The sequence below is a fragment of the Chryseobacterium capnotolerans genome (assembly GCF_021278965.1).
Taxonomy (GTDB): domain Bacteria; phylum Bacteroidota; class Bacteroidia; order Flavobacteriales; family Weeksellaceae; genus Chryseobacterium; species Chryseobacterium capnotolerans.
Genome location: NZ_CP065589.1, coordinates 4,111,321 through 4,122,241, shown reverse-complemented (window position 1 = coordinate 4,122,241; position 10,921 = coordinate 4,111,321). Strand labels below are relative to the sequence as shown.

The window sequence follows — 10,921 nt, the reverse complement described above, 5'->3', positions numbered from 1 at the left end:
ATGAAAAGAATGTTAGTTCCGGGCAGCGAGTGGTTGTATATCAAGATTTATACAGGAGTAAAAACAGCTGATATTATTTTAGAGGAGGCTGTAATACCTTTATTACAGGAACTTCGAGAGAAAAACTTAATAAAAAAATGGTTTTTTATCCGCTATAATGATCCACGGATTCATCTTCGGCTTCGTTTTGAACTTTCGGATCCTAACCATTTTACTAAGGTTCTTTCATTAGTAAATGTTTATCTGGAGGAATACAGGGATTCCGGTGAAATAACAGAGTTTATAATAGATGTTTATCAGCGGGAAATTGAGCGGTATGGAGAAGCTACGATGGAAAAAGCTGAGTTTTTATTTTGGAAGAGCAGTGAGAGTCTACTGTATGAGTATCTTCACTTTGATGATGAAGAAAAAATTATGGTATCTATTTATTATATTGATAAGATATTAGAATGCCTTGGATTGTCTATTCAGGAAAAATTAAATTGGATAAAAGAATTTGATATTGCTTTTAAACAAGAATTCAACGCAGATAAAAAGCTAAACAGTGCACTTGATAAAAAATACAGGATGTTTATTCAAAATTATTCTGAGTTTATAGATTCTGCTGAGTACGAATCTTTTCGACAGTATATTATTACAAATATCCGTGACACTAAAGAAATACTGAAAGATATTGAAAAATATTATTCAGCTCCTTTACAAGGTTTTTTCCGAAGTATATTTCATATGCATATCAATAGAATGTTTGTTTCAAATCAACGCGTGTTTGAAATGATCATCTATGATTATTTGTTCAGGTACTATAAAACTCTTGTTTTTAAAAGCAGCAGAACGGGATGATATAGTTAGTATTTATTGCATATAATATGGAGGGGATGAGATATCTGAATCATTATGTCTAACTAAATAGGTATAATAATCCCTATAAAAAATGCTTTGAAAAATTGATCAAATTGTAAAGATAAAGTGGTAGAGATATTTTAAATATGACGAGAATAACTCTAATTTTTAGCTCAGTAAAAATACGGAATAAATGGAATATTTAAAATTTAAACAAATGTTTTAATTTGTATGATTTTCTTAAATTAACTATAATTTGTTTATTATTTTAATAGCGCATTCGAGGCTTGACTGTAATTGGTATTAATCAGTATCGAACTCAAAAAAACTTAAAAAATCATAAAGTTTTCTTAAAGTTTTAAAAAAGGATAGAAATGTTTTTGTATTTATAAAATATGTCGTACTTTTACATCGCCTTGAATGAGGGAACAAGTCAAGGTAATAAATTTTTTTCATCATTTGTGTTTTTAGAATCGTATCGCCTGATACGATTCTTTTTATGTCTATTTTTCATAGTTGAGAAGGAGGTCTATAAAGTAAGAATAGGTCACTGAACCTTCCTGTTGATTACTCTTCAGGAACAGGTTGTTAGTGAATCCAAAGAAGTCATCAAGCCAGCCTTGATGCTTGAATATGAAACTTTTTTCATAAGCGCGGTCTCTTTTCATTCCTGGAGAGTAGTTTTGGATCACTGATTTTACAAACTCAGGATCTTCTTCAACAATAAACCGTAAAAGGCTTTTTAAAGTAAAATATTCAGTGCTGTATTTTAAGTCCTGATTGTTGGAATGAATCCCCATCAGATATCCTATAAAATTAGCTTCCTGTTCTCTGGCAAAGCCAAGCTGGTGAGAGCTTTCATGGGCTGTTGTAAAGGGTATGAAAGTGTGTGGTAATTCAGCGTTATACTGCGCTTCTGCGGTAAATGGATTGTAATATCCCAATATGCCGGTAAAATTCATTACTTTTCTAAATAAACTGGGTTTAATAGCAAGAATCTGAGTCGCCTTTTTATCCGAGATATAGTGTGGCAGCTGAGTCTGCTGGAACATGATCTCCTGTTGTACAGCCTTTAGGTTAGTAACCATGAAAATGCCATTCTGATCCTCGTGTACCCGTGCACGGGTGATCTTACATTTTTCCAGATACTGTAACGCTAGTGTTTTAGCTTTGTTGATTTCAGGAGTATCCTGACTAGAAAGCTTTTTAATGATCGGAGTCTGGAAATACAGCATTCCCCAGAATATCTGGTAGATAAAGTAAAAGATATTTCCAATGATAAGAATTCTTAATAGGGAAGAGCTTCTGCTATTCTTCTTCAATAAGCTAATAAGGCTATATAAAAGAAGAACTCCCAATAGGATATAGATGATATCTCCCACTGAAAAAGAAAGCCAGCTAAAGGCCGTTTGATGAAGTTTTTTCTGGAATTCGAAGAACTTATCAAAAAAAGCAATCATCAATGAAGATTTCGAGAAACCATAAAACAAAAGAAATTGGGCAAGTAATACACCTGCCCAAAACCTTTTCTTCTTATATATGTGTAGTCTATTTTTAGTGTGCACCTTCAGATTCTAAAACATCAACGTTAATTCCTTGTCTAAATAAAGATTTTTTAGCCAGATAAGCAAATAAAGTAATGTACACGAAGCACAGAACAGGAATTACATACGAACTGTGGATTCCAATAATATCAGAAAGCTTACCCTGAAGTGGTGGAATAATACCTCCTCCGAGGATCATCATCACAAGGAATGCCGATCCTTGAGCAGTATATTTTCCTAAACCGGTAATGGCCAGTGTGAAAATAGATGGCCACATGATACTGCAGGCAAGACCTCCGGAAAGGAATGCATAGATGGCAACATTTCCTGTTGTCAATAATCCTGTAATCATAGCAGCAGTTCCGAACAATCCGAAAATAATCAATGTTACAGCAGGTTTATTTTTACTGATTAGGAATAATATAACCTGGATAGCTACACAGATTGCGTAAAAGTAGAGGTGAGACATATCTTTTTGAGCAATCGTATTGATTCCGATAATCACAGAAAAAGCAATAAATGGAACAACTATAGTAGCAATGGTTTGTTGTTGCTTATTCAGGTTAAAAACAGCGATAGCGCCTGTCCATCTTCCAATCATTAAACTTCCCCAATACATAGAAATATAAGGTGCTAGATCGGAAGACTGATGTCCTCCGAATTCAGGCATGCTTAAAAGTTCTCCCAGATTACTTCCTATGGCAACTTCCACTCCTACATAAGCAAGAATGGCAATCATTCCCAATACAAGCTGTGGGTATTTCATAGCACCCCAGCCCTCAGCATTTTTCTTAGCGCTGGAGTTGGCAAATACAAGAGAAATGATAACAACAAGCAATGCTCCTCCTAGGTACATCATTCTTTTCTTTTCTAATGGATGCTTAATGGTTTCCAGTTCGGCCTTTTTATCTGTAATATGCTGTTTAATCTCTGTGATTTTCACAGCATCAGTTTCTTTTTCAAGAGTTTTATCTAATACGGTAATTTCATTGCCTAAAGTTTCAATACTTTTAGCTTCATCAGAATTGTAGCTGCTGAATACCGGAATAAAGAAAAGAATAACAAGAACTGTCATTGCAATCAATGTTTTTCTTGCTTTACCTGCTTTTTCCATAGGTTCAGTAGAAATCCCGTCAGGAAGTTTCTTTGAAAAGTAAAAGATTCCTGCAGCAATCAGAAAAAGAGCTCCTACTGCTGTATAAAGTAAGATCACCTTATCAAGTGCCAAATGTTTGATCTGATCGTCATCTACTGTTGCCGTAGTACCGAAGAGTGCCAAACCAACAATAATGGGCCCGATAGAGGTTCCAAAAGAATTGATTCCACCCGCAAGGTTCTGTCTGCTGGCTCCGGTTTTAGGATCTCCCAGCAATACGGCAAAAGGATTCGCAGCAGTCTGCTGAATTGAGAAACCTAATGCTACCACAAAAAGTCCGATGAGCATACCATAATATACATTGCTTTTAACCGCAATTATCATGATAGCAGCACCAAGGGCAGAGAGGAGTAGTCCGTAGACAATACTCTTTTTATAGCCCCATTTTCCGATAATGTCAATTCCTTTTATAGTGCTGAATATAAAAAGCAATAATGCTCCCAGGAAATAAGCAGTATAAAAAGCAAAATCTATTAACTGGGACTGAAATTGGTCGAGAGAAAAATAGTTTTTACAAAAAGGGATGAAAATACTATTGCCGGCAGCAATAAACCCCCAGAAAAAAAAATACAAGTACAAGTGTGTACAGTGCCGGGTAATTAGTCGGCTGGTTGGTTTTTGACATATTTTATTGAAAATTTCGCAAACAAATATAACTAATTCTTTTAAATAGAATGCTCTATCAAGGTTTTTTTAATTACTTGATAAGCCTCTGCTTTTAAGTCTTTTGGAGAGTCAGTAGGTTCTATGATTCCATTGAAATAAACTTTTACTCTTCCAGGGTAGCCTTTAGAGTTATCAAAAGGAAACATTTTCTTAAGCCCGATAAAGGTATAAACAGCGATAGGAGAATTATGTTTTGAGGATAGCATAAACGCCCCATCTTTAAAGTCATCCAGAATAATGGAAGTGTCATCCGGTACACCACCTTCCGGGAAAATAGCAATACTGTTTCCCTCCTCCATTTTTTCAGCACATCTGCGATAAACATCTGCACGGCTTTTGGCACTCGCTCTGTCTACCATTACACAAATCCTTTGATAAATGGTTCCGAAAATAGGAATCTTAACAAGCTCTTTCTTCCCAACAAAACAAATGGGATGGTGTGGAAAAAGAATACAGGTTAACATGATATCCATAATCGAAGTGTGATTCGAGATGAAAACATATTCTTTGTTTCTGTCTTTGTCTTGCTCAGAGAGTTTAATGAGATCATATCGGAAACCCATACCGTAAAACATGCCGAAACACCATAAACGCACAAATTTATAAGCGTATTTATAATGCTTTTTACTAAAAGATAAGATATAAACGGGGATCCCAAGAGTGATTGTTAGAACAAATGCCAATAACAAAAGCCAGAATCTCCAGAGATAATTTAAAATTTTTGCCACAGTTTAACCGTTAAAAATTACTTTCTTTTTTACCGAATAATTAAGAATGGAAACCAGCAGGATTGCTGCAATCTTACTGATCATTTCAGGACTCAAGGTATAAAAAATTAAATTGATATTATCCTTAAATATAAAACTGTAGAATATCTGAAAGAAACCAAGACTGAATAAAGTGGAGATAAAGGAAACCACCATAAAATAAGCGAACTCTTTTTTCTTGGAATGCTTTCCTCTTTCAAAAACAAACCATATGCTCAGGAAGTAGTTGCTGATAATCCCGCAGCTGGTAGAGAGAATGTTGCTTAAAGGATAATGTACACCATGAAAGTTTATTTCTTTTGCAAAGAAATGAGGCAGGTAAGTACTGAATATTTTGAAGCTGCCAATCTCAACAATGGCGCTTAATCCTCCGGCAATAATGAAGAACAAAACCTGCTTCTGGCGTATGAGTATTTCTTTCATTTAATTAATATAAAAACTGAAAATATATCTTATATTGTATTGGGTACTAGAATGTTTTATAAGTAAAACGATCAATGGCCCCTGTGATCCTATGTATTCATAATGGTTTTCATTTATTTTAAATCAGGATACTTAACAATATGAATATGCAAATTTATAACTATATGTTAAACACTGAAAAAAGTTGTTAAAATATTTTTTTAAATAAAAATTATTTCTAATTTTAATAAGCGGAATGAAGTTACCTTAACCTGATAATAAATTCATTTTCAAATCCTTGTGATAATGGTTTTTCCTATCTTGTAATGCCCAGCTGAAAGCATACTACTCTAAATTTTTATGACCAATTGTTAATAATATTTGTATGAAAAGTCAAAACAAATACAGAAAATTCCAGCTTCAACAGAAAAATATTGAAGCACTGGAAAAAGAAAACTCCCGCTTCAAACGAGTGTATTCTGAATATGAAAATATGTCTAATGAGCTTTGGAATCTTGAAAACTCGAATGATGAACCTGTTCCTGATGATTTTATCAATGCTATGGTGCTGCAGGCATCTTATCTGGAAGATGAAATTGAAGACTGGCTTCTACAATTCAATGAAAAAAAGACTAAGATTAAACATTAATGATTTTAGACAGCTTCCAGATTGTTTTAAATGCTAATTGAAGATAAATTCATAATTTAGCATCCTTAAATTAAAATCTAAAATATGGTTGCTATTGTAGATAGTGGTTCTACTAAATCGGATTGGGTAATACTCGATGACTTCAAAAAGGTTTTTCTGAAAACCGAAACCATCGGTTTCAATCCGAATTTTATCAACAGAGAACTTATCGCACCTGAAATACAGAAGAACAGCAACCTGATATCGGTAAAAAATTCAATCACCAAAGTCTTTTTTTATGGCTCAGGATGTGGAGTGGAAAAAAACCGCCAAACTATAGAGACTGAACTTAGAAAAGTGTTTGACAAAGCTGAAGTCATTGTAAAAGAAGACCTGATGGCCGCTGCTTATGCTGCCTATAAAGGAAAACCTGCGATTGTGTGCATCTTAGGCACAGGATCAAATTCATGTTATTTTGATGGTAAAGATGTGAAGATTGAACTGCCATCTCTTGGGTTCCTAATGGGAGACGAGGGAAGCGGAAGTGCAATCGGAAAACAATTGGTACGCAGATATTTCATGAAAAAATTACCTGCAGATCTTCACGCCGAATTTGAGACAGATTATAAACTTACCATAGAAGATGCATTGAAACATATGTATCACGCTCCAAGACCAAATGCTTATTTGGCTGATTTCAATAAATTTGTTGTCGAAAGAAAGGATCACCCTTACTTTGTAAACATGGTTTTCGAAGAAATGAAAAGCTTCTTCGAATATCAGGTAATACCTTATCAGGAGGCCAATGATGCTGAAATCAACTTTATTGGCTCCATTGCTTATTATTATGAAAATATTTTACGCTCTGTAGCCGAAGAACTTAATTTAAATGTGGGACATGTAGTACAGAAACCAATTGAAAGCTTAGTAGATTACCACATTAAATATATACTCTAACAAAAAATAAAACGTATGTCAAGTAACAACAATCGCGACGAAAAGAATTTTAGTCAGGCCGCGTTAGATTATCATAAAGCAGAACCCAAAGGGAAAATCGAAGTTATACCATCCAAGCCACACTCTTCCCAAAGAGATTTATCATTGGCTTATTCTCCCGGAGTAGCGGTTCCTTGTATGGAAATACACGACAAGCCGGAAACAGTATATGATTATACGGGAAAAGGAAACCTTGTAGCGGTAATTTCGAATGGTACAGCTGTACTTGGATTAGGTGATATTGGTGCCGAAGCATCAAAACCGGTAATGGAAGGGAAAGGACTTTTGTTCAAAATTTTTGCTGATATCAACGTTTTTGATATTGAAATTGATGAAAAAGATCCGGATAAATTCATTGAAATCGTAAAAGGAATTGCGCCTACATTCGGAGGAATCAATCTGGAAGATATCAAAGCTCCTGAAGCTTTTTATATAGAACAAAGACTGAAAGAGGAATTGAATATTCCTTTGATGCACGATGACCAGCATGGAACAGCAATTATTTCTGCAGCTGCATTAATCAATTCATTGCAGATTGCTAATAAAGATATTGATAAAGTAAAAATGGTAGTGAATGGAGCCGGAGCAGCTGCCATTGCTTGTACCAAACTTTATATTTCATTAGGGCTTAAAAAAGAAAATGTCCTGATGTGTGACAGTAAAGGAGTTATCAATCACAAAAGAGAAAATCTTACTCCTGAAAAATTAGATTTCATTGCTCAAACAGATATTGAAACATTAGAAGATGCTGTAAAAGGATCTGATGTTTTCGTTGGATTATCCAAAGGAAATGTGATGACTCCTGAAATGTTGTTAAGCATGAACGAAAATCCTATCGTATTTGCTTTGGCTAACCCAGATCCGGAAATTGCTTACGATCTAGCTCTTTCAACCCGTAAAGATGTGATCATGGCAACAGGAAGAAGCGATTTTCCTAACCAGGTAAACAACGTATTAGGATTCCCTTATATTTTCCGTGGTGCATTAGACGTTCAGGCTACAGGTATTAACGAAGAAATGAAGCTTGCAGCAGTGCATGCTATTGCTGATTTGGCAAAAGAAGCTGTGCCTGAAGCGGTAATTCTGGCTTATAATGTTCAGAACCTGCAGTTCGGAAGAGAGTATTTTATTCCAAAGCCATTTGACAACCGATTGATTACAAAAGTATCAAGTGCTGTTGCTAAAGCTGCTATGGAAAGTGGAGTAGCAAGAAAATCGATTACTGATTTTGAAGAGTATGAGCACCAGCTATTAGACAGGATGGGTAGAGATGAAAGATTGGTAAGAATGATGCAGAGCCGTGCAAAATCCAATCCGAAGAGAATTACCCTTGGAAATGCTGAAGAATATAATGTATTAAAGGCTGCTCAGATTCTTTACGAAGAAGGTATTGCTTACCCAAGTCTTTTAGGAGATAAAAAATACATCAAGGAACAAATGGAACGTTACGGGATCAACCTGGATATTCCAATCATTGATCCAAGTGATGATGATCAGAAAGAAAACAGAAAGAAATATAGAGAAACCCTTTGGAAGCTTCGTCAGAGAAAAGGGATGAACGAGTACAAAGCTAAGAGATATGTTCGTCAGAGAGATTACTTCGGTCCTTTAATGCTGAAGCATGGAGATACAGATGGTCTTATCGTAGGATTCTCTAAAAACTATACTTCTGTATTGCGCCCTATTTTAGAAGTAATTGAAAAAGATAAAGGCGTAGATAAAGTAGCGGCTATGATGATGATTCTGTCTGAAAAGAAACCTATTTTCTTCGCAGATACGTCTATCAACCAGAACCCTACCTCTGAAGATCTTGTGAATATTGCTAAAATGGCTGAATTTACAGTAAAATCATTTGCTATTGAGCCTAGAATTGCAATGCTTGGATTTGAAAACTTTGCAGCTATTTCAGATACTTCCAAAAAAGTAGCAAAAGCAGTAAGTATTCTTCATGAGAAATATCCTAAGATGATTGTTGATGGTGAAATTCAGCCGGATTTTGCAATGAACGCAGATCATTTAAGCGATTATCCTTTCTCAAAATTAGGAACAACTCCAGCAAACACATTCATCTTCCCGAATCTTGAAAGTGCAAATCTTTCTTATAAAATTCTAAGAGGAATGAAAGTAGCACAGGTAATTGGACCAATCCTGATGGGATTAAAGCAGCCGGTACACGTTCTTCAGATGCGTTCAAGCGTAGATGAGATCGTAAACCTTGCTACTATTGCTGTTCTTGACGCGCAAAGAAGAGAGAAAAAGTAATTTATTTACTATACAAATACAAAAAGCATCTTGTAAAAGATGCTTTTTGTATTTGTATACCCGTTCATTCTTATAGTAGCGATACTACTAATAATAATGTTTTTATTACCTTTGAGGTCAATATATGGTGATATACTCTTACTTAAAATTGGTGAGATAAAAAACAAAACTAATAATCTGATATATGCAATTGAAAACGGTTATCGCAATTCTACTTTTCTCATTCGTTCAAAATCTCTATTCCCAGAATATGAGAATAGACTATAATCTTATTTATAAACAAGACTCATTAAGTTCTGAAACGATATCCAAAAAAATGGTGCTCCTCGTTCAGGATGGAGAATCCAGATTTTGCACGGAGAAACAATATCAGGTAGATTCTCTGAGAAGTATTGGCTTTTATGGTTTTGCAGTGGGAGACTATGCATTCGATGCAGTAAGAGATAAGCAGAATAAAATCTCAAAGTATTACTATATGTCAGCCGATGTATATAAACTGACAGAACCTATACCGTTGGATTGGAAAATAGAGAAAGAGGTCGCTAAAAAATATGGTTATAACTGCCAGAAAGCAACATTAAGCTATAAAGGAAGAATTTGGGAAGCCTGGTTTACACAGGATATTCCCTTGCAGGAAGGTCCCTATATTTTCAAAGGATTACCAGGCCTGATTGTGGAGATGGAAGATAAACGTCATTCCTATAAATTCTCCTTTTCAGGGTTGAAAAAAGGCTTTCATAAAATGAGCTTTGAGAGTTTGGGCTTTAAGCTAATAAACGTTTCAAAGAATAATCTTAAAAAGGTAATGCTGGACTATTATAATGATCCGTTTCGTGAGATGACCTCTGGAAATGTAAAAGCAAAATTTAAGGATGAAAAGGGAAATGAGATAGAACCCAATTTTAGGGAAATGACAAAAAATGTACAAACTTCCCTGAAAAAAAACAATAATCCGATAGAATTATCAGAAGCGATTAAATATCCATAACCGTTAAAAACAATTTATTTTTACCTTTATTGCGGTATTTGAAGCTTAAATTTTTATATTTGGGGAGTTTCAAAAATTAATAATGATATTTTCTTTACAAGGTACTGTTCAAGAACTTACACCTACCTATACAGTAATCAATGTACAAGGCGTTGGATACTATGTGGGGATCAGCTTAATGACCTCACAAACACTTACTTTAAATCAACAAACTGTTTTATTTATTCAGCAGATCATCCGTGAAGATGCGCATCTTTTGTTCGGCTTTAACACTCGTTCGGAAAAAGAAATGTTCAATTTGTTAATAAGCGTTAATGGAGTAGGAGCTGTTTCTGCACTTATTCTGTTATCTACATTAAGCCTTGATGAGATTGCTTCCGGAATACTTTCAGGGAACAGTGCCCTGATTCAGAAAGCCAAAGGGATCGGAGCTAAAACAGCAGAAAGGATTATAGTAGATCTTAAAGATAAAGTACAGAAATTCAGTGGTCCAGCGGAGAATATTTCGTCGATGGTGAATAATAAAATCAAGGAAGAAGCGTTATCTGCATTAGAAGTTTTAGGAATTCCTAAGCGAACAAGTGAGAAGATGGCGGATAGAATCTTAAAACAAAATCCTGACCTCTCGGTTGAAGAACTGGTAAAACAAATTTTAAAAAACATTTAACATTT

At 34.9% G+C, this 10,921-nt stretch carries 9 protein-coding genes and 1 pseudogene; 6 read left to right on the top strand and 4 right to left on the bottom strand.

Annotated elements, in window-relative coordinates; translation table 11 throughout:
• Positions 1-840, top strand: coding sequence for a thiopeptide-type bacteriocin biosynthesis protein (locus tag H5J24_RS19795; RefSeq protein ID WP_228407545.1), 840 nt, complete (start codon positions 1-3; stop codon positions 838-840).
• A gap of 503 nt (positions 841-1,343) precedes the next feature.
• Here H5J24_RS19795 and H5J24_RS19790 read toward each other — a convergent pair.
• From H5J24_RS19790 to H5J24_RS19775, 4 genes and pseudogenes are all read right to left on the bottom strand, one after another.
• Positions 1,344-2,405 carry a DUF3810 domain-containing protein gene (locus tag H5J24_RS19790; RefSeq protein WP_068938956.1) on the bottom strand — a complete coding sequence of 354 codons (1,062 nt, stop codon included), beginning with the start codon at positions 2,403-2,405 and terminating at the stop codon, positions 1,344-1,346.
• Positions 2,395-4,165, bottom strand: a pseudogene (locus H5J24_RS19785) (MFS transporter). The gene H5J24_RS19790 and the pseudogene H5J24_RS19785 overlap by 11 nt, the downstream one beginning before the upstream one ends.
• Positions 4,166-4,205: 40 nt before the next feature.
• Positions 4,206-4,934, bottom strand: coding sequence for a lysophospholipid acyltransferase family protein (locus H5J24_RS19780; protein ID WP_082810950.1), 729 nt, complete (start codon positions 4,932-4,934; stop codon positions 4,206-4,208).
• A 3-nt stretch (positions 4,935-4,937) separates the two neighbouring features.
• The gene (locus H5J24_RS19775) at positions 4,938-5,396 is read right to left on the bottom strand and encodes a GtrA family protein (protein WP_068938960.1); all 459 of its coding nucleotides are present in this window, start codon (positions 5,394-5,396) and stop codon (positions 4,938-4,940) included.
• Positions 5,397-5,760: 364 nt separating this feature from the next.
• Between H5J24_RS19775 and H5J24_RS19770 the strand changes: the two genes are divergently transcribed.
• The 5 genes from H5J24_RS19770 to ruvA all read left to right on the top strand — a co-directional run bounded on the left by H5J24_RS19770 (position 5,761) and on the right by ruvA (position 10,916).
• Positions 5,761-6,024, top strand: coding sequence for a hypothetical protein (locus H5J24_RS19770; RefSeq protein ID WP_047098616.1), 264 nt, complete (start codon positions 5,761-5,763; stop codon positions 6,022-6,024).
• An 84-nt stretch (positions 6,025-6,108) separates the two neighbouring features.
• Positions 6,109-6,960, top strand: a complete 852-nt coding sequence (locus H5J24_RS19765; RefSeq protein WP_068938962.1) for a BadF/BadG/BcrA/BcrD ATPase family protein — start codon at positions 6,109-6,111, stop codon at positions 6,958-6,960.
• Between the two features lie 15 nt (positions 6,961-6,975).
• Entirely contained in the window at positions 6,976-9,261 is a 2,286-nt protein-coding gene (locus H5J24_RS19760) for an NADP-dependent malic enzyme (protein ID WP_068938964.1), read from the top strand.
• Between the two features lie 184 nt (positions 9,262-9,445).
• Entirely contained in the window at positions 9,446-10,249 is an 804-nt protein-coding gene (locus H5J24_RS19755) for a GLPGLI family protein (protein ID WP_068938967.1), read from the top strand.
• An 82-nt stretch (positions 10,250-10,331) separates the two neighbouring features.
• On the top strand, positions 10,332-10,916 hold the full coding sequence (gene ruvA / locus H5J24_RS19750; protein ID WP_068938969.1) for a Holliday junction branch migration protein RuvA: 585 nt from the start codon (positions 10,332-10,334) through the stop codon (positions 10,914-10,916).
• The last annotated feature ends 5 nt before the right edge of the window (positions 10,917-10,921 follow it).